Origin of the sequence: Micromonospora sp. C81, from assembly GCF_018070425.1 — a bacterium.
Classification (GTDB): Bacteria; Actinomycetota; Actinomycetes; order Mycobacteriales; family Micromonosporaceae; genus Micromonospora; species Micromonospora zamorensis.
Map to the genome: position 1 here is coordinate 68406 of NZ_JAGPXS010000004.1, position 21785 is coordinate 90190.

At 72.4% G+C, this 21785-nt stretch carries 25 protein-coding genes; 16 read left to right on the plus strand and 9 right to left on the minus strand.

The window, feature by feature from the left end:
* The first annotated feature begins 52 nt into the window (after positions 1–52).
* Positions 53–1651, plus strand: a complete 1599-nt coding sequence (locus KBX46_RS09095) for a dienelactone hydrolase family protein (protein WP_210792096.1) — start codon at positions 53–55, stop codon at positions 1649–1651.
* Between the two features lie 32 nt (positions 1652–1683).
* Here the strand turns inward: KBX46_RS09095 and KBX46_RS09100 are convergent, their stop codons facing one another.
* Complete coding sequence (locus tag KBX46_RS09100; protein ID WP_210792097.1) at positions 1684–2052, minus strand: hypothetical protein; 369 nt, start codon at positions 2050–2052, stop codon at positions 1684–1686.
* Positions 2052–2531, minus strand: a complete 480-nt coding sequence (locus tag KBX46_RS09105) for a DUF6232 family protein (RefSeq protein WP_210792098.1) — start codon at positions 2529–2531, stop codon at positions 2052–2054. Before KBX46_RS09105 ends, KBX46_RS09100 begins: the two co-directional genes overlap by 1 nt.
* A gap of 74 nt (positions 2532–2605) precedes the next feature.
* On the opposite strand from KBX46_RS09105, the gene KBX46_RS09110 reads away from it, so the two are divergent.
* Positions 2606–3007, plus strand: a complete 402-nt coding sequence (locus KBX46_RS09110) for a nuclear transport factor 2 family protein (RefSeq protein ID WP_210792099.1) — start codon at positions 2606–2608, stop codon at positions 3005–3007.
* An 11-nt stretch (positions 3008–3018) separates the two neighbouring features.
* Here the strand turns inward: KBX46_RS09110 and KBX46_RS09115 are convergent, their stop codons facing one another.
* Entirely contained in the window at positions 3019–3498 is a 480-nt protein-coding gene (locus KBX46_RS09115) for a DUF6232 family protein (RefSeq protein ID WP_088946511.1), read from the minus strand.
* A gap of 98 nt (positions 3499–3596) precedes the next feature.
* On the opposite strand from KBX46_RS09115, the gene KBX46_RS09120 reads away from it, so the two are divergent.
* Together KBX46_RS09120 and KBX46_RS09125 are read left to right on the plus strand one after the other, a co-directional pair.
* Positions 3597–4370, plus strand: coding sequence for an enoyl-CoA hydratase/isomerase family protein (locus KBX46_RS09120; protein WP_088946512.1), 774 nt, complete (start codon positions 3597–3599; stop codon positions 4368–4370).
* Positions 4371–4487: 117 nt separating this feature from the next.
* The gene (locus tag KBX46_RS09125) at positions 4488–6110 is read left to right on the plus strand and encodes an acetolactate synthase (protein WP_210792100.1); all 1623 of its coding nucleotides are present in this window, start codon (positions 4488–4490) and stop codon (positions 6108–6110) included.
* Positions 6111–6158: 48 nt separating this feature from the next.
* Here the strand turns inward: KBX46_RS09125 and KBX46_RS09130 are convergent, their stop codons facing one another.
* From KBX46_RS09130 to KBX46_RS09140, 3 genes are read right to left on the minus strand one after another with little or no spacing between them, the layout of a single operon-like run.
* Positions 6159–6575: a PLD nuclease N-terminal domain-containing protein gene (locus tag KBX46_RS09130; RefSeq protein WP_210792101.1), complete on the minus strand. Its 417-nt coding sequence runs from the start codon at positions 6573–6575 to the stop codon at positions 6159–6161.
* Positions 6576–6602: 27 nt separating this feature from the next.
* Positions 6603–6908, minus strand: a complete 306-nt coding sequence (locus tag KBX46_RS09135) for a DUF202 domain-containing protein (RefSeq protein ID WP_210792102.1) — start codon at positions 6906–6908, stop codon at positions 6603–6605.
* Positions 6905–7297: a YidH family protein gene (locus KBX46_RS09140; protein ID WP_210792103.1), complete on the minus strand. Its 393-nt coding sequence runs from the start codon at positions 7295–7297 to the stop codon at positions 6905–6907. The genes KBX46_RS09135 and KBX46_RS09140 overlap by 4 nt, the downstream gene beginning before the upstream one ends.
* Positions 7298–7338: 41 nt before the next feature.
* On the opposite strand from KBX46_RS09140, the gene KBX46_RS09145 reads away from it, so the two are divergent.
* From KBX46_RS09145 to KBX46_RS09160, 4 genes are all read left to right on the plus strand, one after another.
* On the plus strand, positions 7339–8136 hold the full coding sequence (locus KBX46_RS09145; RefSeq protein ID WP_210792104.1) for a GNAT family N-acetyltransferase: 798 nt from the start codon (positions 7339–7341) through the stop codon (positions 8134–8136).
* A gap of 2 nt (positions 8137–8138) precedes the next feature.
* Entirely contained in the window at positions 8139–8546 is a 408-nt protein-coding gene (locus tag KBX46_RS09150; RefSeq protein ID WP_210792105.1) for a hypothetical protein, read from the plus strand.
* A 187-nt stretch (positions 8547–8733) separates the two neighbouring features.
* Complete coding sequence (locus KBX46_RS09155) at positions 8734–9513, plus strand: electron transfer flavoprotein subunit beta/FixA family protein (RefSeq protein WP_088946518.1); 780 nt, start codon at positions 8734–8736, stop codon at positions 9511–9513.
* Positions 9514–9528: 15 nt separating this feature from the next.
* Positions 9529–10488, plus strand: coding sequence for an electron transfer flavoprotein subunit alpha/FixB family protein (locus KBX46_RS09160; protein ID WP_088946519.1), 960 nt, complete (start codon positions 9529–9531; stop codon positions 10486–10488).
* Positions 10489–10584: 96 nt separating this feature from the next.
* Here KBX46_RS09160 and KBX46_RS09165 read toward each other — a convergent pair whose 3' ends face one another.
* Both KBX46_RS09165 and KBX46_RS09170 read right to left on the minus strand, forming a co-directional pair.
* Positions 10585–11466, minus strand: coding sequence for an anti-sigma factor (locus KBX46_RS09165; protein ID WP_210792106.1), 882 nt, complete (start codon positions 11464–11466; stop codon positions 10585–10587).
* Positions 11420–12022, minus strand: a complete 603-nt coding sequence (locus tag KBX46_RS09170) for an RNA polymerase sigma factor (RefSeq protein WP_210792107.1) — start codon at positions 12020–12022, stop codon at positions 11420–11422. The genes KBX46_RS09165 and KBX46_RS09170 overlap by 47 nt, the downstream gene beginning before the upstream one ends.
* 230 nt (positions 12023–12252) lie before the next feature.
* Here KBX46_RS09170 and KBX46_RS09175 point away from each other — a divergent pair, with 230 nt between their 5' ends.
* The 7 genes from KBX46_RS09175 to KBX46_RS09205 all read left to right on the plus strand — a co-directional run bounded on the left by KBX46_RS09175 (position 12253) and on the right by KBX46_RS09205 (position 18637).
* Positions 12253–13083, plus strand: coding sequence for a DUF4397 domain-containing protein (locus KBX46_RS09175; RefSeq protein ID WP_088946522.1), 831 nt, complete (start codon positions 12253–12255; stop codon positions 13081–13083).
* On the plus strand, positions 13080–13733 hold the full coding sequence (locus KBX46_RS09180) for a class F sortase (RefSeq protein ID WP_088946523.1): 654 nt from the start codon (positions 13080–13082) through the stop codon (positions 13731–13733). Before KBX46_RS09175 ends, KBX46_RS09180 begins: the two co-directional genes overlap by 4 nt.
* A 101-nt stretch (positions 13734–13834) precedes the next feature.
* Positions 13835–15010: a cysteine desulfurase family protein gene (locus KBX46_RS09185; protein ID WP_210792108.1), complete on the plus strand. Its 1176-nt coding sequence runs from the start codon at positions 13835–13837 to the stop codon at positions 15008–15010.
* 68 nt (positions 15011–15078) lie between these two features.
* Positions 15079–16152 (plus strand): tRNA 2-thiouridine(34) synthase MnmA, encoded by a 1074-nt coding sequence (gene mnmA / locus KBX46_RS09190; RefSeq protein WP_210792109.1) that lies wholly within the window; start codon positions 15079–15081, stop codon positions 16150–16152.
* A gap of 37 nt (positions 16153–16189) precedes the next feature.
* Positions 16190–17194 carry a methionine synthase gene (locus KBX46_RS09195; RefSeq protein WP_210792110.1) on the plus strand — a complete coding sequence of 335 codons (1005 nt, stop codon included), beginning with the start codon at positions 16190–16192 and terminating at the stop codon, positions 17192–17194.
* A 36-nt stretch (positions 17195–17230) separates the two neighbouring features.
* Positions 17231–17596 (plus strand): VOC family protein, encoded by a 366-nt coding sequence (locus KBX46_RS09200; protein ID WP_210792111.1) that lies wholly within the window; start codon positions 17231–17233, stop codon positions 17594–17596.
* 30 nt (positions 17597–17626) lie between these two features.
* Complete coding sequence (locus KBX46_RS09205) at positions 17627–18637, plus strand: ADP-ribosylglycohydrolase family protein (RefSeq protein ID WP_210792112.1); 1011 nt, start codon at positions 17627–17629, stop codon at positions 18635–18637.
* Between the two features lie 153 nt (positions 18638–18790).
* On the opposite strand, the gene KBX46_RS09210 is transcribed toward KBX46_RS09205, so the two are convergent.
* A complete protein-coding gene (locus KBX46_RS09210; protein WP_231927239.1) occupies positions 18791–19354 on the minus strand; it encodes a type II toxin-antitoxin system PemK/MazF family toxin in 564 nt (187 codons plus the stop codon).
* A gap of 148 nt (positions 19355–19502) precedes the next feature.
* On the opposite strand from KBX46_RS09210, the gene ligA reads away from it, so the two are divergent.
* Positions 19503–21638: an NAD-dependent DNA ligase LigA gene (gene ligA / locus KBX46_RS09215; protein ID WP_210792113.1), complete on the plus strand. Its 2136-nt coding sequence runs from the start codon at positions 19503–19505 to the stop codon at positions 21636–21638.
* Positions 21639–21785: the final 147 nt, after the last annotated feature.

The window sequence follows — 21785 nt, forward strand, 5'->3', positions numbered from 1 at the left end:
CGGCCTCGGTCGGCGGGCGCTCGGGAGGAGCGCGCGGCGGTAGGGTGCCGGCATGTCGGCACCCTCGCCGCACCGACCGCCCCGCACCCGCACCGCTGTCCTGTTCGCCGTGTTGGCGGCGGTCGCCGCCGGGCTGGGCACGCTGGTGCTGGTCCGGGCGGACGCCGGCCTCACGGCCCGGCAGGTCACCGTCGGCGGGGTGCCGATGACCGAGGTACGCGCCGGTCCGCCGACGCCCGGCGTCCGGCGACCCGGTGTGGTGATCGCGCACGGCTTCGCCGGCTCGGCCCAGCTGATGCGTCCGATCGCCGACACCGTCGCCCGGCGCGGAGCGGTCGCGCTGCTGTTCGACTTCGCCGGACACGGTGCCAACCCGGCTCGGCTGCCCGGCGCGGGCTCGAACACGTCCGCCGCCACGCTCGACGCCGACCTGGACGCCGCCGTCGGCTACCTACGTTCCCGGCCGGACGTCGACGCGGACGGAATCGTCCTGGTGGGGCACTCGATGGGCGCCGGCGCCGTCACCCGGTACGCCACCGGCCATCCGGAGATCGCCCGGACCGTGGCGATCTCGCTGCCCGAGGCGGGCGAGCTGCCCCCGGGCCGGCCGACGGAGTTGCTGCTGATCGTGGGAGGCGCGGAGTTTCCCGCCTTCCGCAGGGCGGCCGACGACGCCGCCCGACGTGGCGCGTCAACGGGCCGGCGGTCAGCGGTCGTGGTGCCCGGCGTGGAGCACATCTCCGTGTTGTTCGCCGCGCGTACCCACCGGGAGATCGCCGACTGGCTGCCCGGCGGCGACGGCACCACCCGGCCGCGACCGATCGCCCGGCTCGCCGGGGCGGCGTTGCTGATGTTCGCCTTCGGCATCGGCGTGGTCCCGCTGACGGCCCTGCTCCTGCCGCGCCGGGCGACCGGCCGCCGACCGACCGACCCACCCTCCGGCCGGGAACCCGACGCCCCGGCGCAGACCGACAGCCCAGCGCTGTCGGGGGATCGGGTGCCGTTCGGTGGTCTGTTGCTGTTCGGGTTGACGGCGCTGGCGGCCGTCGTCGGCGCGGCCGTCGCCGCAGTGCTGCCGACGGCCCGTCTGCCGCTGGCGGTCGGCGGTCACGTCGCCGGCTTCCTGCTGGTCACCGGCGTTCTGCTGGTCGCGGCTCAGCGCTGGCTGCCGGGTTGGCTCGGCGTATCGCAACCACCGCCCGGCACGCCCGTGTCGGCGTCCCGGCGGGCAACGGCACGGACCGCCGTCGCGACGCTGGCGTTGACGGGGTACGCCGTCCTCGCCGTCGCCCTGCCGATCCACCTTGGCCTGACCTCGACGCTGCTGGTCGGCGCGCGCTGGTGGCTGCTCCCGCTGGTCGCGGGCGCCTGCCTGCTGTTCCTGCTGGGCGTCGAACTGGTCGCCGCCGGGCGGACGGGGCGACACCTGCTGGTCGTCGCGGTCACCGTGGTCGTGCTGACCGCATCGACGATGGTCGGTCTGGCGCCCGGCTTCGTCGTGCTGGTGGTGCCGTTGTTCGCGCTGCTGCTCGGCTGGCAGGCAGCCTGGGCGACAGTGCTGCGCCGGTACGCCGGCCCGCGCTGGCTGCCGGCGGTGTTGGGCGCCGCCCTGGTGGGATGGCCGATCGCCACCACCCTGCCGCTGAGCTGACCGGCCTGCACTTGAGCTGACCGGCCCGGGGCCTACCGGCCGCCGCGGGCGACGCGCAGGGCCCACCAGATCAGCGGCACCTGCATCGGCACCCGGCCGTACGCGATGGCCCGCTTCGTCGGGCGGCGGTGCCGCCAGTCCACCGCCATCTTCACGTTGGCGGGCAGCACGGCCACGAAGAGGGCGGCTGCGGCCCGACCGCCGGCCCGTCGGGTGGCTGGGTTGGCCACCGCCGCCGCCACCGCCAGCTCGGCGACCCCGCTGGCGTACGTCCAGAATCGGGCCGGGCCGGGCAGCGCGCCCGGCACGATCGGGTCGTAGAAACCGGGGCGCACCAGGTGGGTAACGCCGGCCACGGCGAGCAGCCCGGCCAGCGCGGCGGCCTCGCGGCGGTTGCGCATCAATGGTCCCCCTGCTGTTCGACGGCGCGCTGCACGGCCCGGTAGATCTGCCCGAACCGTAGCGCGTCCGGGGTGCGCAGCAGCAGATCCTCCCGACCGTGGTGCTGCACCCACAACTCGTGCACATGGCTGCCTCGCTCGTAGGAGCGGTCCAGCCAACCCAACGGGATTTCCAGGAACGGCAGCGACACCAGGGCCCCCACCGCGCAGGCCGCGAGGATGATCAGCGCCAGCTTCCAGTTGCCCCGGTCCTGTGCGGACCAGGCCAGTGACAGCACGCAGACCACGGCGATCAGCGGCGGCAGCGAGAGCAGCAGGACGAGGACACCGCGACCCAGCACCCGGCCGCGTACGGCGAGGGTCTTCTGCCCGCGCGCGTGCCACACGAACGTCACGTCGGACAGGGCGATCACGTGACCACCCGCCCGGATCGACTCGGAGGTCACCTGCACCGCGTCGTCCCGGTAATAGAGGGCCATCACTAAGCCTAACCACCGGCCGGCAACCGTCGCGGGCACACCTGGGCGGTCGGTGCCGGGTAGCTTGTCCAGACATGACGGAGCGGGAGCGCAATGTCGAGGCCGTCCGCCGCTACCTGCGGACGTTCGTCACGCGTGACCTCGTCGAGCTACGGGCGGTGGTCGCGGAGGACGTCCGGATCTACGGGTCCGGCAGGGCGGTGCGGGGCCGGCATTTCGTGGAACAGGCCGTGCTCTCGCCCGGGCTGACCGTGCTCGACCAGCAGATCGTCGACCTTTTCGCGGCCGAGGACCGGGTTGTCGTCTCCGTGGCGCAGACCTATCGGCGGGACGCCACCGGGGCCACGGCCGTGCAAAGCGCCTGCAAGATGTACCGGTTGGCGCAGGCCCGGATCGTCGAGTTCTGGGGCGAGCAGGACCTGTACGGCCTGCTGCGCGGTCTCGGCCTGGTGCCGGACGAGCCGATCCGGTTCTGAGCGTGGGGCCGCTAGCGGCGGGTGACGGGGCGCCCCGGTTGGCTGTGCTCGACCGCGCGCTGCACCGCCCGGTAGATCTGCCCGAAGCGCAGCGCGTCGCCGGTGCGCAGCAGCCGCACCGGCTGACCGCGCCAGCGGGCCCAGATCTCCAGTTGGCGGCTGCCCCGGGAGTATGAGCGGTCCAGGTGTTCGAAGAGGAAGTCGGCGACCGGCCCGACGGCCAACCCGACCAGCACCGACGCGCCGACGATCGCGATCGTCACTGTCGGTGAGCGGTGCAGCCAGACGGCCACGCCGATGCCGAGCACCGCCGCGACCAGCGGACCGGCGAGTGCGGCACCGATCGCGCCCCGTCCGACGAGCACGCGCCACGAGCGGGTGCCCCGGCGGTGCCAGATCATGGTGATGTCGGCGAGCGCGTAGGCGCGGCCGTCGACGCGGACGGTGGTGGAGGTGACCTGCACCGACCTGTCGTCGTAGTACGTCGTCATGGCTGGACTCCCGCCCACGGGGCTGACACCACACTACTTACCCAAACGAGCCGGGTCGTAAGGTTGGCACGCGACTTCGACGAGGAAGTGAGGGCAGCGTGGGCGAGTTCGTTCGGCTGGAGACCAAGGACGGCATCGGCACGATCCGGTTGGAGCGGCCGCCGATGAACGCGCTCAACACCCAGGTGCAGGAGGAGTTGCGCGCCGCCGCCGCGGCGGCCACCGCCGATCCTGAGGTCCGCGCCGTCATCGTGTACGGCGGGGAGAAGGTCTTCGCCGCCGGCGCGGACATCAAGCAGATGGCCGAGATGTCCTATGTCGACATGGCCGACCGTGCGGCGAATCTGTCCAGTGCGCTCGGTGCGATCGCCCGGATCCCCAAGCCGGTGGTCGCCGCGATCACCGGGTACGCCCTCGGTGGCGGCTGCGAGCTGGCGTTGGCCTGCGACTGGCGGGTCGTCGCCGAAGACGCCAAGCTCGGCCAGCCGGAGATCAAGCTGGGCATCATCCCCGGTGCCGGCGGCACGCAGCGGCTGGCCCGCCTGGTCGGCCCGGCCCGCGCCAAGGACCTGATCATGTCCGGCCGGATGGTGGACGCGCAGGAGGCGCTGCGGATCGGTCTGGCCGACCGGGTCGCCCCGGCCGCCGAGGTGTACGACACGGCCGTCGCGCTGATCACCCCGTACCTGACGGGTCCCGTGCAGGCGCTGCGCGCGGCGAAGCTGGCGGTCGACGGCGGCCTGGACATGGACCTGAACTCGGGTCTGGCCTGGGAGAGTCAGCTCTTCGCGGCGCTGTTCGCGACCGACGACCGGCGTGAGGGCATGGCGGCCTTCGTCGAGAAGCGCAAGCCGGACTTCACCGGCCGCTGACCGGGTGGGGCTGGCGGTTCGTGCCGCCAGCCCCGACCGCGAGCCGAGAATTGTTCACATTGTGCCTACCGGCCAGTAGCGTGTGGCTTCGGTCATGAGCGACGAGAAGGAGCGGCGATGACGGAGCGGATCGAGGGTCACGGCGGCGAGTTGGCGCTCGCGGCACTACGCGCGCACGGCGTACGGGAGATGTTCACACTCTCCGGCGGGCACGTCTTCCCGCTCTACGACGCCGCGCACAAGACCGACTTCCCGATCTACGACGTCAGGCACGAGCAGTCCGCGGTCTTCGCCGCCGAGGCGGTGGCCAAGCTGCAGCGCCGGCCCGGTCTCGCCGTGCTCACCGCCGGGCCCGGTGTCACCAACGGCATCTCCGGCATGACCAGCGCCTTCTTCAACGCCTCCCCGGTGCTGGTGCTCGGTGGCCGCGCGCCCGCGTTCCGCTGGGGCTCCGGCAGCCTCCAGGAGATGGACCACCTGCCGCTGGTCGCCCCGGTCACCAAGCACGCCGAGACGGTTTTCAGCACCGACGACATTCCGCGCGCGGTGGGTGCGGCGCTGCACGCCGCGCTCACCCCGCACCGCGGCCCGGCCTTCCTCGACTTTCCGCTGGAGACGGTCTTCTCGGTCGCGGAGGTCGAGATGCCCGCCGTGACGGGCGTCGACCCGGTCGTACCGGACCCGGAGGAGGTCGGCCGCGCCGCGATGCTCATCGCCGCGGCGCAGCGACCGGTCATCATCGCCGGCTCCGACGTGTACGCGGGCGACGCGGTCGCCGCACTGCGCGAGGCGGCCGAGGCACTGCAGGTGCCGGTCTTCACCAACGGCATGGGGCGGGGTTCGCTCCCGCCGGAGCACCCGCTCGCGTTCGCCAAGGCCCGCCGGGCCGCGCTCTCCGGCGCCGACGTGGTCGTGGTGGTGGGCACCCCGCTGGACTTCCGGCTCAGCTTCGGTGACTTCGGCGAGGCCAAGGTGGTGCACATCGTGGACGCGCCGAGCCAGCGGGCGACGCACGTGCAGCCGGCCGTCGCCCCCGCCGGCGACCTGCGTCTGATTCTCTCCGCTCTGGCCGACCACGCCGGCGACCGGACCGACCACTCCGACTGGATCGGCGACCTGCGGGTCGCCGAGGACGCGGCGAAGGCGCGGGACGCCGCGGAGATGGCCGCCGAGACCGACCCGATCCGCCCCGCCCGGATCTACGGCGAGCTGCGGCGCGTGCTGGCCCCCGACGCGATCACCATCGGCGACGGCGGTGACTTCGTGTCGTACGCCGGGCGTTACCTGGAGCCGGCCCAGCCCGGCACCTGGTTGGACCCGGGCCCGTACGGCTGCCTGGGCACCGGCATGGGCTACGCGATGGGTGCCCGGGTCAGTCACCCGGACCGGCAGATCTGTGTGCTGATGGGCGACGGCGCGGCCGGCTTCTCGCTGATGGATGTCGAGTCGCTGGTCCGTCAGAAGCTGCCTGTGGTGATCGTCGTCGGCAACAACGGCATCTGGGGGCTGGAGAAGCACCCGATGCGGGCCATGTACGGCTACGACGTGGCCGCCGACCTCCAGCCGGAGCTGCGGTACGACACGGTGGTCAGCGCGCTCGGCGGCGCGGGGGAGACGGTCGCCAAGGCGGCCGACCTGGGCCCGGCCCTGAAGCGGGCGTTCGACGCTGGAGTGCCGTACCTGGTGAACGTGCTCACCGACCCGACCGACGCGTACCCCCGGTCGTCGAACCTGGCCTGAGTCGCACCCGGCGCCGCCGTCGCCCCGCCAGGGGCGGCGGCGGCGCGCTCACACCTCGGGTCGGTCACCCTCGCGGGGCGGGTCACCGTCGCGTCGGCGCAGGTCGTCCTCGCGTCGGCGCAGGTCCTCCTCCCAGCGGCGGAAGAGCTCCTGGTCCTGCTGCTTGGCCCGGTCCTGCACGGAGCGCAGGAACTCCGGGTCGTCGTCCGGCGCGACCGGCCGGGGGCGCTGCCGCTCGGGGGACGAGCTGCCACCGGGCCAGCCCCTGCTGGCGCCGGAGCTGGGCTCCCGGCCGACGATGAACCAGGCGATCGAGCCGACGAGCGGGAAGAACAGGATGATCAGCACCCAGGCGATCCGGGGAAGGGCACGGATCTTGCCCTCCTCGGCGGAGAGACAACTGATCAGCGCGCAGACGGCGAGGACAATCTGCACCAGGAAGAGGAGTACGCCAAGCCGGGCCATGCACCCATGATGACTCACCGGATCGCGTCACCCTAGTCCGCGAAGAACCAGCAGCACTCCCAGTAGTGCGAGCCCTACGGTGCCGAGCGCGACCAGGGGCAGTGTCCGGCCGCCGGTGCGGGCCGAACCGGTGCCGGTGCCCCGGGGCCAGCAGAGCACCAGCAGAGCGCCCCACAGCAGGACGATGACGCCGGCGACCAGTGCCCCGGCCGGGCCTCCGGCCGACGCCAGCCGGACCGCCAGTGCGGTGACCACGGTCACCGTGAGCAGGGTGCGCCGCCAGGCCAGCCGGGTCCGCTCCGCTTGCAGCCCCGGGTCGCGGCCGGTGCTCACGGCCCGCCGATCGCCCGTGCCAGGACGGCGACCACCAGCAGCACCGCCCCGGCGCCGACGGCGAGGGCGAGGATGGCGGGAAACCGGGACGCGGGCAACTCCTCACCGAGCCGGATGGCCCGTTCGGTACGCGCCCAGTGGTCCACGGCGCGGATCGCGACCGCGCCGCCGAGCAGCAGCAGCGCCACCGCGATCACCTCCCGCAGGTGGCCCATCGGCAGGGGCGGCAGGAACTGCGCGGTGGCCAACCCGCCGCCGACCAGCGCCAGCCCGGTGCGCAGCCAGGCGAGGAACGTCCGTTCGTTGGCCAGGGAGAACCGGTAGTCCGGCGGTTCACCGACCGAGCGCAGCTCCGCCGGGTCGAACCATCGCCTGATCGCCTCCCACACGGAGCCGATTATCCGCTTCCCATTCCGCTTAGCCTGGGCCGGTGACTGATCTCGACATCCTGACGCTGCGTACCGCCTACGACAACCAGCTCCGCCCGGAGATCCCCGACCCGGTTCCGGCCGGGGTGACGGTGGAGCGGGACGGGCCGCTGGTCCGGATCACCGGGCTCGACGCCGGTGGGTTCATCACCTACCGCGATCTGGGCGGGTTGACCGGCAACGCGCTGGACGAGCTGATCGCCCGGCAGGTGCGGTTGTGCCGTGAGCGGGGCGAGTCGGCCGAGTGGAAGCTCAACGAGCACGACGAACCGGCGGACCTGGCGGACCGTCTGCGCGCCGCCGGCTTCGTCGCGGAGGACCGGGAGACCGTCGTGGTCGGGCCGGTCGCGCCGCTGGCCGCCGCGCTGCCGGTCATCCCCGAGGGGGTACGCCTGCGTGAGGTGACCTCCCGCGCCGACCTGGAGCGGATCGCCGCCATGGAGGAGGAGGTCTGGCAGGAGGACCGCTCGCACCTGGTCTGGGGGCTGGCGAAGGAGATCGACGCCGACCCGCACTCGATCACCGTGGTGGTGGCCGAGGCGGACGACACGGTGGTGAGCGCCGGCTGGGTGCGCTTCCCGGCGAACACCGGCTTCGCCACCCTCTGGGGTGGGTCCACCCTCCCGCAGTGGCGTCGCAAGGGCATCTACCGGGCGCTGGTCACCTATCGCGCGCGGCTGGCCGACCAGCGGGACCGGACGCTGATGCAGGTCGACTGTTCCGAGGACAGCCGGCCCATCCTGCAGCGGCTCGGCCTCGTCGCGGTCACCACCACCACCCCGTACGTCTACACTCCGTGATCATGGGGCAGCGGTTGACGGACGAGGAGCGGTTGACCATCAAGACCGGTGCCTTCGGCGCCGTCTTCCTGGTCTCCAACGCCGATCCCGGGGTGCTGGGGGTGATCCGGGAGAGCATCGCCGCGTCCGGCGCGCTCGCCGACGCCAGCGGGGCGGTCAAGGAGGCGCTGACCACCGGTCCGCTGCCGTGGCTTCCCCGGGACTCACAGTTGGAGATCGAGTCGGTGGTGCTGCCGGCGTTGCGGCAGGCGGTGCTGATCCTGCGCGACAAGTCACCGTCGGACGTCGAGGCGTACCGCTCGGTGGTGTTGACCGCTGCGGACCGGGTGGCCCGGGCGCACGACGGGATCGCAGCCTCCGAGGCTGCGGCCATCGACCAGATCCGGGTGGCGCTCTCCGAGCCGACCTGAACGACCGCGCGTCGGTGAGCTGTGTCACTCTCGGTGCCTCGGGAGCGCAACCTACTGGCAGGTAACATTGCGCCGTGGGCAACTGCACAGCAGCCCCCGGTTGACCTGGCGTCGACCGACGCGCGACGCTGCGCCCCAGACCGGGCGAGCAAATAGCAACACCACACAGGAGGGTCGTCGAAGCGCGATGAATATCGTCGTACTCGTCAAGCAGGTGCCTGATTCGGGCGCGGACCGCAACCTGCGCAGTGACGACAACACCGTCGACCGCGGTTCGGCGAACAACGTGATCAATGAGATGGACGAGTACGCCATCGAGGAGGCGCTGAAGATCAAGGAAGCGCACGGCGGCGAGGTCACCATCCTGACCATGGGTCCGGACCGGGCGACCGAGTCGATCCGCAAGGCGCTCTCCATGGGCCCGGACAAGGCCGTCCACGTGCTGGACGACGCCCTGCACGGCTCCTGTGCCATCGCCACCTCGAAGGTGCTCGCCGCGGCCCTTGGTCAGCTGAATGCGGACCTGGTCATCTGCGGCGCGGAGTCCACCGACGGTCGGGTCCAGGTCATGCCGCACATGATCGCCGAGCGGCTGGGCGTCGCGGCGCTCACCGGCGCCCGCAAGCTCACCGTCGACGGCGCGACGCTGACCGTCGAGCGGCAGACCGAGGAGGGCTACGAGGTCGTCACCGCCTCCACCCCGGCCGTGGTCTCCGTCTGGGACACGATCAACGAGCCGCGCTACCCCTCCTTCAAGGGCATCATGGCCGCGAAGAAGAAGCCGGTGCAGACGCTCTCGCTGGCCGAGCTCGGTGTCGCTCCCGCCGAGGTGGGCTTCGACGGCGCCACCAGTGCCGTCGTCGAGCACACCAAGCGCCCGCCGCGCTCCGGCGGCGCCAAGATCACCGATGAGGGCGAGGGCGGCGTCAAGCTGGTCGAGTTCCTCGCCACCGAGAAGTTCGTGTGAGAGGGGGGTTCTGACATGTCTGAGGTTCTCGTCGTCGTCGAAGCCACCAAGGAATTCGGCGTCAAGAAGGTCACCCTGGAAATGCTCACTCTCGCGCGTGAGCTGGGCACCCCGAGCGCGGTGGTGCTCGGTGGCGCCGGCGCCGCCGAGGCGCTGAGCGGCAAGCTGGGCGAGTACGGCGCGGAGAAGATCTACGCCGCCGAGGGTGACGAGATCGACGGCTACCTGGTGGCCCCCAAGGCCACCGTGCTGGCCGAACTGGTCAAGCGGGTGCAGCCGGCAGCCGTGCTGCTGGCCTCGGCCCAGGAGGGCAAGGAGATCGCCGCCCGCCTCGCCGTCAAGCTGGACAACGGCATCCTGACCGACGTGGTCGGCCTGGACGCCGACGGCACCGCGACCCAGGTCGCCTTCGCCGGCTCCACCATCGTCAAGGCCAAGGTCACCAAGGGCCTGCCGCTGGTCACCGTGCGACCCAACTCGGTCACCCCGAGCCCGGCCGCCGCCACCCCGGCGATCGAGCAGCTCACCGTGTCGGTCACCGACACCGACAAGCTGGCCAAGGTCGTCGAGCGGGTCGCCGAGCAGAAGGGCTCCCGCCCCGAGCTGACCGAGGCCGGCGTGGTCGTCTCCGGCGGTCGCGGTGTCGGCAACGCCGACAACTTCAAGCTGGTCGAGGAGCTGGCCGACCTGCTCGGCGGCGCCGTCGGCGCGTCCCGCGCGGCCGTCGACTCCGGCTTCTACCCACACCAGTTCCAGGTGGGCCAGACCGGCAAGACGGTCTCCCCGCAGCTCTACGTCGCGCTCGGCATCTCCGGTGCCATCCAGCACCGGGCCGGCATGCAGACCTCGAAGACCATCGTCGCGGTCAACAAGGACGGCGAGGCGCCGATCTTCGAGCTGGCCGACTTCGGTGTGGTCGGCGACCTGTTCAAGATCGTCCCGCAGGCCGCCGAGGAGATCCGCAAGCGCAAGTGACACGGCAATGAGACGGTGGCCGCCCCCGATGGGGGCGGCCACTTTCTCGTCGGTGGGAGCTGATCGGCGGGCCGGGGAGCTGAGCCGGCCCACCGATCAGCCCGTCAGGGTGCCCCTCAGCAGGCTGTCGCCGGAGTGGCGGGTGTTGTTGTCGTACTGCTCGGCGGAGACGTCGACCACCGAATAGCTCGTGATGTCGACATTCGGGGGCAGGGGCAGCAGCGCGTCCGAACCGCCACCCAGGGTGCCCACAGAGAACATCTCCATCGTCGCCGGATTGATGAGCCAGACCTCGTAGTACCCCGGGACGCGCGGGAGATTCGCCACATGCAGATGCAGTTGGCCGTCCCGCAGAACCCGGGCGTCGCCCTTGGCCGCCGGTGGCGTCGATCCGTACGCCGCCAGCGGCGCGCTCGCCACCACCACCTGCGTCGGAGCGGGTGTCGGGTCGTCCGGCCGCAGCACGGAGACCGTGCCCAGCACACCGACCGCCGCGGCGGCTGCCGCGGTCACCGCCGTGGCCGCCCAGCGTGACCAGCCAGAGCCCCGACGGGACCGGCGCGCCGAATCCAGCCGGGTGACCGTCGGCCGGGCCGTCGTGCCGGTGGCCTGCTCGCCCGTCGTGCCGGTGGATGGTGTGGCCGTCGTGCCGGTGGCCCGTCCGAACGGCGTGTCGTTGGTCTGCCCGGTCAGGGTGCCGACGCCCTGCCCAGGGACCTGCTGCCAACGGGTCTCGGCCTGGGCCTGCTGGGCCTCGGCCACTCTGACCTGGGCGGCGATGCCCTGCCAGATGTGCTCCGGCGGGTCGGGTAGGTCAGCCAGGCCCTGCGTCTCGGTGCCGAGCCCGGCCACCTGCTGAAAGGTCGCCACCTCCGCACGGCAGAGCGCGCAGGTGCCGAGGTGGGTGCTCTCGGCGTTGTCCGCCTCGCTCTCACCGAGTGCCAGAAAGACCAGCCGGTCGTGGTCCAGGTGCTGCACCGTCCACCTCCCATCTGCGTTTCAAGCTCGCCATGCCGCGCCGGATGTGGCTCTTCACGGTGCCCAACGGCACTCCGGTCACCGCGGCTATCTGCTGGTGTGTCAGGTCGTCGTAGAAGGCCAACTCCAGCATGCGTCGCTGGTCGTCCGGGAGACGGGCCAGCTCGTCGGCGATCACCAGCCGATCCACCACGCGATCCGGGTTCGGGCCGGTCGGCGCCGGCTCGGGCAGCTGGCGGACCGTCTCCACCACCCGGGTCTCCCGGGCGGAAGCGCGCATCCGGTCGATCACCTTTCGCCGGCCGATGCCGAGCAGCCAGCCGATCAGCGATCCCTTGGCCGGGTCGAAGGTGTCCCGACCCAGCCAGGCGGCGACGAACGTGGCCTGGGTCACGTCCTCCGCGTCGCTGCGGTTGGCCAGCATGGAGGTGGCCAGATGGAGCACGGCGCGACCGTACCGGTCGTACGCCTCGCGGAGGGCCACGTCGTCGCCCGCTCGAAAGCGGAGATCAAGGTCGTCCACCGGAGGGTCCGGTTCCTGTCGTATGGCCGTCATCGGGCGGCTCGCCTTCGATGGGGCATACCCGACTGTAGCTGCCACAGTCTCCGCCCCACTCTCCCGGTCGATGTCATCTCACCTGCTCTTCGTGTCCCAGGCCCGGTCCGGATGCAATCGAGGCCGGAAAAAGAAAAGTGCGGCCGAGCGCATCCACCCGTCGGAGAGCCGGCGTAACCCCTTCTGCAAGCAAGGCCTGACGAATCAGCAGTAATCAGCAGGAGGCAGACATGCAGCTTTCGTACTTCCGTCGGGTCGCCGCGGGCGGCGCGGTCGCCGCGCTGGCCTTCGCCGGCGTCGGCGCGCTCACCGCCACCCCCGCGTACGCCGCCACGGCGAAGGTCTCCGTCGTGCACGGCATCCCGGACACCCCGGTCGACGTCTACGTCAACGGCAAGAAGACGCTGGACAACTTCAAGCCCGGCGACGTCGCCGGCCCGCTGAACCTGGAGGAGGGCGACTACGACATCGCGCTCACCAAGCCCGGCGAGCCGATCGGCAGCGCGATCCTCAAGGTCGACAACGCGGCCGTTCCGGGCGGGGCGAACATCAGCATCGCGGCCCACCTCGACGCCGCCGGCCAGCCGAAGATCACGCCGTTCGTGAACGACGTCTCGAAGGTCGCCGCCGGCAAGGCCCGGCTCATCGTCCGGCACACCGCCGCCGCCCCCGAGGTGGACGTGCGGGCCGGTGGCACCCCGGTCTTCAAGGGGCTCACCAACCCGAACGAGGCCAAGGGCGACGTCGACGCGGGCAACGTGAAGGCGGACGTGGTGCTGGCCGGCACCGACACCGTGGCCATCGGCCCGGCGGACCTCAACCTCAAGGAAGGCACCGCGACGATCGTCTACGCGATCGGTTCTGCCGAGGGCAAGACGCTCGACGTGGTGGCGCAGACCATCACCGGTCTGCACTCCGCCCCCGGCGGCGTGCCGAGCGGTGACGGTGGTCAGGCCGGCACGGGCGTGAACACCTGGTGGTACGCGCTCACCGGTGCCGGCGTACTCCTGCTGCTCGGTGGTGGGGTGCGGATGGCGACCGCGCGGACCGGTCGCAAGTGACGGTGCGCAACCGCGGCGCGCTGGCGGCCCTGGCCGCCGGCGTTGCCGCGCTCACCGTCTCCACCCTGGTGGCGTGCGGCTCCCAACCGGCCGAGAACGTGGGCGCCGACGAGGCGAGCACGCTGGCCAGCACTCCGGCGACCGCCACCAGCGCTCCGTCGGTCCCGGTGACCGTCGGTGAGCTGCCGGCCGACGCGGCGATCGTCCCCCCGGTCCGGCTGGTGATCCCGGGGATCGACGTCACCGCCACCGTCAACGCGGTCGGCATCAACGAGCGGACCAACGAGTTCGAGGTGCCGCCGAGCGTCGACCAGATCGGCTGGTACCGCTACGGCCCCGGCCTGGAAACGGACGCCGGCTCGGTGGTCATCGCCGGTCACGTGGACAGCGCCAAGCAGGGCAAGGGCGCGTTCTTCCGGCTGCGGGAACTGGACCAGGGCGACACCCTGACCGCGACCGGCAGCGACGGTGAGGCCCGGCAGTACCGGGTCGTCGCCCGGGAGGAGTACGCCAAGACCAAGATCCCGTTGGACCGGTACTTCGCCCGGGACGGCAAGCCGCGGCTGACCCTGATCACCTGCGGTGGGCCGTTCGACGCCAAGGCCCGCAAGTACCGCGACAACATCGTCGTCACCGCGGTGCCCGCCTGACGAGGACCACGACGTGCCGGGGTGGGGATTCCCACCCCGGCCGTCGGCGGAGTCCCCTCCGGCATTCGGCGCCTGAGGTGTCGGCCGTAGGCTGAACGGTGATGGCTTACCTGGATCACGCGGCGACGACTCCGATGCTCGATGAGGCACTGGAGGCGTACGTCGCTACCGCCCGCGAGGTCGGCAACGCGTCCTCCCTGCACGCGGCGGGTCGCCGTGCCCGTCGCCGGGTCGAAGAGTCGCGCGAACGGGTGGCCGCTGTCCTCGGCGCCCGGCCGTCTGAGGTGATCTTCACCGGTGGTGGCACGGAGAGTGACAACCTCGCGGTCAAGGGCATCTTCTGGGCCCGCCGGGGGGCCGGCTCCGACCGCCGCCGGGTGGTCTCCAGCGCCGTCGAGCACCACGCGGTGCTGGACGCGGTCGACTGGCTGGCCCAGCACGAGGGCGCCGAAATCGGCTGGCTGCCCGTGGACGCCGCCGGTCGGCTCGACCCGGAGGATCTGCGCGCCGAGCTGGCCGCGCACGCCGACCGGGTGGCCGTCGTCACCGCGATGTGGGCGAACAACGAGGTGGGCACCGTTCAGCCCGTCGCCGAGCTGGCCGCCGTCGCCGCCGAGCACGGTGTGCCGTTCCACACCGACGCCATCCAGGCGGTCGGTCAGGTGCCCGTCGACTTCGCCGCCAGTGGCGTCGCCGCGCTGACCGTGACCGGGCACAAGCTGGGCGGCCCGACCGGGGTGGGTGCGCTGCTGCTCGCCCGGGACGTCGCGGCCACGCCGCTGCTGCACGGCGGCGGGCAGGAACGCGACGTACGCTCCGGCACCCTGGACACCGCCGGCATCGTCGCCTTCGCGGTCGCCGTCGAGTCGGCGGTGAAGGGCCAACAGGAGTACGCGGCCCGGGTGGCCGCGCTCCGGGACGACCTGATCGAACGGGTCCGTCGGGCGGTGCCCGAGGTGATCTACAACGGTGACCCGACCGACCGGCTGCCCGGCAACGCGCACTTCTCCTTCCCGGGCTCCGAGGGTGACGCCCTGCTGCTCCTGCTCGACGCGCAGGGGATCGCCTGCTCGACGGGGTCGGCCTGCTCGGCCGGGGTGGCCCAGCCGTCGCACGTGCTGCTGGCGATGGGTGCCGACGACGACCGCGCCCGCTCCTCGCTGCGCTTCACCCTGGGTCACACGAGCACCCAGGCCGAGATCGACGCCGTGGTGGCGGCCCTCCCGGCGGCGGTGGACCGAGCCCGCCGAGCTGCCGCCCTCCGCACCCCCCGCTGACCCGGCTCCGGGGGGTTTTCCGAGCTGGTGGATAGGGTTGTCGTGGGGACGGGGAAGGGAGTGGGCTGGTGAGGGTTCTGGCGGCTATGTCGGGCGGGGTTGACTCGGCCGTGGCGGCGGCGCGGGCGGTGGCGGCCGGGCACGACGTGACCGGCGTGCACCTGGCCCTGGCCCGCAACCCACAGACCTATCGGACCGGGGCGCGGGGCTGCTGCACCCTGGAGGATTCCCGGGACGCGCGGCGGGCCGCCGACGTGATCGGCATCCCCTTCTACGTGTGGGACATGGCCGACCGCTTCCACGAGGACGTGGTGGACGACTTCGTCGCCGAGTACGCCGCCGGTCGCACGCCGAACCCCTGCCTGCGTTGCAACGAGAAGATCAAGTTCACGGCGGTGCTGGACCGGGCGGTGGCCCTGGGCTTCGACGCGGTGGTCACAGGTCACCACGCCCGGCTCGGCCCGGACGGGCTGCTGCGGCGCAGCGTCGACATCGCCAAGGACCAGTCGTACGTGCTGGCCGTGCTCACCCGCGAGCAGCTGGACCGGTCGATCTTCCCGCTGGGCGACTCGACCAAGGCGCAGGTCCGCGCGGAGGCCGCCGAGCGTGGCCTGGCGGTGGCCGACAAGCCGGATTCGCACGACATCTGCTTCATCGCCGACGGTGACACCCGCGGCTTCCTGGCCGGCCGGCTCGGCGAGGCGCCCGGCGACGTGGTGGACGCGAACACCGGCGCGGTGGTCGGCAGTCACAGCGGCGCGTACGCGTACACGGTGGGGCAGCGGCGCGGCCTGCACCTGGACCGGCCCGCCCCGGACGGCCGACCGCGCTACGTGCTCTCCATCACCCCGAAGACCAACACGGTGACCGTCGGCCCCGCCGAGGCGCTGGAGGTGTCCGAGGTCCGCGCCATCCGTCCGGTCTGGACCGGCGGTGCACGCCCGGACGCCCCGGTGGAGTGCGAGGTGCAGCTACGCGCCCACGGCAGCGTCGTGCCGGCGACCGTCGCCCTCGACGGCGACACGATGCACGCCGAGCTGCGCCAGCCGGTACGCGGCGTCGCCGCCGGTCAGGCCGTTGTCGCGTACCGGGCGGACCCGGCCGGCGACGTGGTCCTCGGCTCCGCGACCATCACCGGCTGACCGCACGGCCTGGGTGTTCGCGGGATAGCCTTCGGCCGTGACAGATCAGGCGTGGCCCTGGCCGGCCGGCGCGGCAACCGGAATTGGTTCGCTGCCCGGCACCGACATCGGCGAGGCACAACGGGTGATCCTCGGTGAGCTTCCCGAGCTGCCCCACCTGCCCGAGTTGCCGGCCCGTGGTCCCGGCGCGGACATGATCGGCCGGTCCGCCGGGCTGCTCGTCGAGCTGCCCGTCGAGGTCTACGCCGGGCGGTGGCGGGTCGCCCCACGTTCGGGCCGCGACCTGCGCCGGGCCCGTGACCTGATGGAACGCGACCTGGACCAGCTCGCCGAGCAGGCCGAGGAGTACGCCGGGCCGATCAAGGTGCAGGCCGCCGGTCCGCTCACCCTGGCCGCCTCGCTGGAGCTGCCGATCGGTGGCCGTCTGCTGCGCGACCCCGGCGCGGTCCGCGATCTGACCGGCTCCCTCGCCGAAGGGCTGCGCGCGCACGTCGCGGCGGTGGCCCGACGGCTGCCCCAGGCATCGGTGCTGCTCCAGCTGGACGAACCGTCGCTGCCGACCGTGCTGGCCGGGCGGGTGCCGACCGAGAGTGGGCTTGGCGCGTACCGGGCGGTCGACCCGGTGGACGCTGCCGCTCTGCTGCGCACTGTCGTCGAGGCGGTCGGGGTGCCGACGCTGGTGCACTGCTGCGCCCCGGACGTGCCGCTGGAGCTGATCCGCTCCACCGGCGCCGTCGCGGTCGCCCTCGACCTCGACCTGGTCACCAAACTGGACCCGCTGGGCGAGGCGATCGACGCCGGCCTCGGGTTGCTGGCCGGGGCCGCACCGACCCGGCCGCCGTCGGCCGGTGGCACGCCGACCTCCGCGCAGATCGCCGATCGCGTACGCCAGGTCTGGGACCGCCTCGGCTTCCCTCGTCGGCAGCTGGCCGAGCAGGTGGTGATCACCCCGGCCTGCGGTCTCGCCGACGCCACCCCGGAGTACGCGCGCGCGGTGCTCGCGGCCTGTCGGGAGGCCGGTCGGCGGCTCGCCGAAGACTGAGGTTTCCTGTCGTACCCGGTGGGCAGGATGACGGTCATGATTGGACAGCTGCGTTCAGTGGTGATCGACTGCCCGGACCCGCGGGCGTTGGCGACGTTCTACTCCGAGCTGCTCGGCGTGCCTTTCGCCGAGGGTGACACGGACGACGACTGGGTGGTGCTGGGCGGGCCGCCCGGTCACCAGCCGCGTCTCGCCTTCCAGCAGGCACTCAACCTACGGCCGCCGGCCTGGCCGGACCCGGAGCGTCCTCAGCAGTTCCACCTGGATGTGACGGTGGACGACATCGAGAGTGCGGAGAAGGCCGCACTCGCGCTCGGTGCTCGGCGGTTGCCCGGTGAGGGCGAGGGCTTCCGGGTCTACGCCGATCCGGCCGGCCACCCGTTCTGCCTCTGCTGGGACTGAGCCTGACGGGGGTTGCGGCGGCCGGGCATCATGGCCGCCGTGATCCCTACCTCCCCGCTGCGCGCCTCCGGCTCACTCTTCGGCCTCGCCTACGGTGACGCGCTCGGCAAGCCGACCGAGTTCCTGACCGTCGCCGAGATCCAGCACCGTTATGGTCCGACCGGTCCACGGGAGCTGTCCGGCGAGCCGGCACTGGTCACCGACGACACCCAGATGGCCCTCGCGGTGGGTTGGGCGCTGCACGAGGCGCCCTCACTCACCCCGGAGGCGGTGGAGCCACTGCTGCGGCAGCGTTTCCTGGCCTGGGCGGTCAGCCCGGACAACAACCGCGCCCCGGGCATGACCTGCCTGCGCGCCTGCGCCGAGCTGACCCGGAGGGTGCGCTGGCAGGACGCCACCGTCATCGGGTCGAAGGGGTGCGGCGCCAACATGCGGGTCACCCCGGTCGGGCTGCTCGACGTCGACCTGGACACGCTCGCCGGCCTGGCCCAGCTACAGGCCGGGATGACGCACGGCCACCCGACCGGGCTGGCCGCCAGCGAGCTGACCGCGTACGCGGTCTTCGCGCTGCGCGCGGGCGCCACGCTGCCCGAGCTGCCCGCGCTGCTCACCGAGCGGGCACTCGCCCAACGCCTGGTCTACCGGGAGCGGTGGCTGGGTGACCTCTGGCAGCGCGCCGACTCGCGTTCCCCGCAGGAGTTCATCGCCCACGGTTGGGACGAGTGCCTGGCGGTGCTGGGCCGACTGACCAACGCCCTGGGCCAGCCGGACGACGGCGGTGACCCATGCCGGGCCACGGGGGAGGGCTGGGTCGCCGAGGAGGCCCTGGCCACCGCGTTGCTCTGCGCCGTACGGCACGCCGACGACCCGGTCGCGGCACTGGCCCGGGGCGCGACCACCGCCGGCGACTCCGACTCGATCGCCGCCCTGGCCGGCGCGTTCGTGGGCGCGGCCGCCGGGATGAGCGCCTGGCCGAGCGGGTGGGCCGACCGCATCGAGTACGCGGACCAACTCGCCACCCTCGCCGAAGCCTGGGACTGAACCGCCTCTGCTCCGCCCCTGCCCTTCGGGCATGATCCACTCGGGTTCCTGGAAGTCGGGGTGTCCCACGGTCTCGGACGCCGCGCTTTTCAGAAACCCGAGTCGATCACTCTCGTGGCCAGTGCGACCAGGCAGCGACGACGCAGCGGCTGGTCAGGGGGTGGGCAGGTGACGCAGGCTGCGGACCTTCTTCCACAGGTCGGCGTCGCAGCGCCCGGCGTGGTCCTCGAAGGCCGCCGAGTTGAGTCGGATCGGCTCGGTCAGGCTCAGGTAGCTGTCGTGCTCCGCGCCGGGGTCCCAGTCGCGGGTGGGGATCCGCACGTGGTCGTCCCGGTCGCTCTTGTCCTGGCTGGTGATCTTCAGGACGTCGGCGCCCCGGGAGTCGGCGCGCAGCACCAGACAGGGACGTACCTTCGATCCGGTGCCATCGGCGTACGGCACGTCGGCCCACCAGATGTCGCCCGGTGCCGGAGCACCGGCCGGCCGTCCGGTGTCGCGCGAGCGCGGCTTGGTGGCCGGTCGATCGGCGCCGCGTGGCCTCGGTGCCGTGGAACGTCGGCCGGGGCGGCCGCCCCGACCCGGCCGGGTGCCCGGACGGCGGTTGGCCACCCGGTGTCGCCAACTGTTCCACGCCCAGCCGGCGGCGACCGCCAGCAGGATCGCCACCGCCCAGAGCAGCGCCTCGGGCATTCGTACCTCCGCCTCTCGGCGACCCACCGGGTCGCACCGTCCGGCGATCCTCGCACGCCGCCGCCCGTGCCGCCCGCCAACCCGGCGCGGGTGGGCGACGGATTGTCCCACCGGCCCGATACGGTGCCGGAGTAGCGTGATCAGGGAGGTCGCAGGCGTGTCCGAAGGTGGCGGTGTGTCCGAGGATCAGATCGGTCAGCAGGTCAGCCCGGCTCAGGAGGCGGCGGCCGGGGCCGAGCCCACGCCGCAGGCCCGAGAGCGGCACGCCACGTTCAGCCAGGAGCTGACCGAGCATCAATACCGTTACTACGTGCTGGACGCGCCGATCATCACCGACGCCGAGTTCGACAAGCAGTTGCGCGAGCTGGAGGCACTTGAGGCGGAGTTCCCGGCACTGCGGACTCCGGACTCGCCGACCCAGCGGGTGGGCGGCACGTTCTCCACCGACTTCACCCCGGTCACCCACGCCGAGCGGATGCTCTCCCTCGACAACGCCTTCGCCGACGAGGAGTTGGCGGCGTGGGCCGAGCGGGTCGAGCGGGACGCTGGCGGCACGGTGCCCTACCTGTGCGAGCTGAAGGTCGACGGGCTGGCGATCAACCTGACCTACGAGAACGGCCGGCTGGTCCGCGCGGCCACCCGGGGTGACGGCCGCACCGGTGAGGATGTCACCGCCAACGTCCGCAGCATCCGGGACGTGCCCGGCCAGCTCACCCCGTCCGACGACTTCCCGGACGTGCCCGAGCTGGTGGAGGTTCGGGGGGAGATCTACTTCCCGGTCGCCGCGTTCGCCGACCTCAACGCGGGCCTGGTGGAGCAGGGCAAGGCGCCGTTCGCCAACCCGCGCAACGCGGCGGCGGGCAGCCTGCGGCAGAAGGACCCGCGGGTCACGGCCTCCCGGCCGCTGCGACTGGTGGTGCACGGCATCGGGGCCCGCCGTGGGTTCCAGCCCACGGCCCAGTCCGAGTCGTACGCGGCGCTCAGGTCGTGGGGGTTGCCGACCAGCGACCGGTGGCGGGTCGTCTCGGATCTGAGCGGCGTGGCCGAATACATCGCGTACTACGCCGAGCACCGGCACGACGTCGAGCACGAGATCGACGGCGTGGTGGTCAAGGTCGACCCGGTGTCCATCCAGGGCCGGCTCGGCTCGACCAGCCGCGCGCCGCGGTGGGCGATCGCCTTCAAATACCCGCCGGAGGAGGTCACCACCAAGCTGCTCGACATCGACGTCAACGTGGGGCGCACCGGGCGGGTCACCCCGTTCGCCGTCCTCGAGCCGGTGCGGGTGGCCGGCTCGACCGTCGCGCTCGCCACCCTGCACAACGCCCGTGAGGTGGAGCGCAAGGGGGTGTTGATCGGCGACACGGTGGTGCTGCGCAAGGCCGGCGACGTCATCCCCGAGGTCCTCGGCCCGGTGGTCGACCTGCGGCCCGCCGACGCCCGACCGTTCGTCATGCCCACCACCTGCCCGGCCTGCGGCACCCCGCTCGCGCCCTCCAAGGAGGGCGACGTCGACATCCGTTGCCCCAACACCCGTAGCTGCCCGGCCCAGCTGCGCGAGCGGGTGTTCCACCTCGCCGGTCGCGGGGCCTTCGACATCGAGGCGCTCGGCTACAAGGGAGCTGCGGCCCTGCTGGACGCGCAGGTCATCGCCGACGAGGGTGATCTGTTCCAGCTCGACGCCGAGCAGTTGTCCCGGTCCCCGTTCTTCGTCAACAAGGACGGCAGTCTGGGCAGCAACGCCGCCAAGCTGCTGGACAACCTGGCCGTCGCCCGCGAGCGTGACCTGTGGCGGGTGCTGGTGGCGCTCTCCATCCGCCATGTCGGCCCCACCGCCGCGCAGGCGCTCGCCCGGCACTTCCGCTCGATGGAGGCCATCGACGAGGCCAGCGAGGAGGAGCTGTCCTCTGTCGACGGGGTCGGGCCGACCATCGCGGCCAGCATCAGGGAGTGGTTCGCGGTGGACTGGCACCGCGAGGTCGTCCGCAAGTGGGCCGAGGCGGGCGTACGGATGGCCGAGGAGGCTGTCGACGAGGGGCCGCGCCCGTTGGAGGGCCTGACAGTGGTGGTGACCGGCACGCTTGCCGGCTACTCACGGGACCAGGCTGCCGAGGCCGTGCAGAGCCGGGGCGGCAAGCTCAGCGGGTCGGTCTCCAAGAAGACGAGCTTCGTGGTCGTCGGGGACAACCCCGGGTCCAAGGCTGACAAGGCGGCCAGCCTCAAGGTGCCGGTGCTGGACGAGGACGGGTTCCGGTTGCTGCTGGACGCGGGCCCGGACGCCGCGCGGGAGGTCGCCCAGCCGGGCGGGTGATCCCGGTCGCGGCCTGCGGCGGCGACTGACCGCGTATACCAACTTAATTACGACTACGACCGATTCGTGACTGTCATACCGGGAAACTGGGGGCCGAGGGCGTTTCATTGGGTCACGGCGTACCGCACCGGCACGCCGACTGTCGGT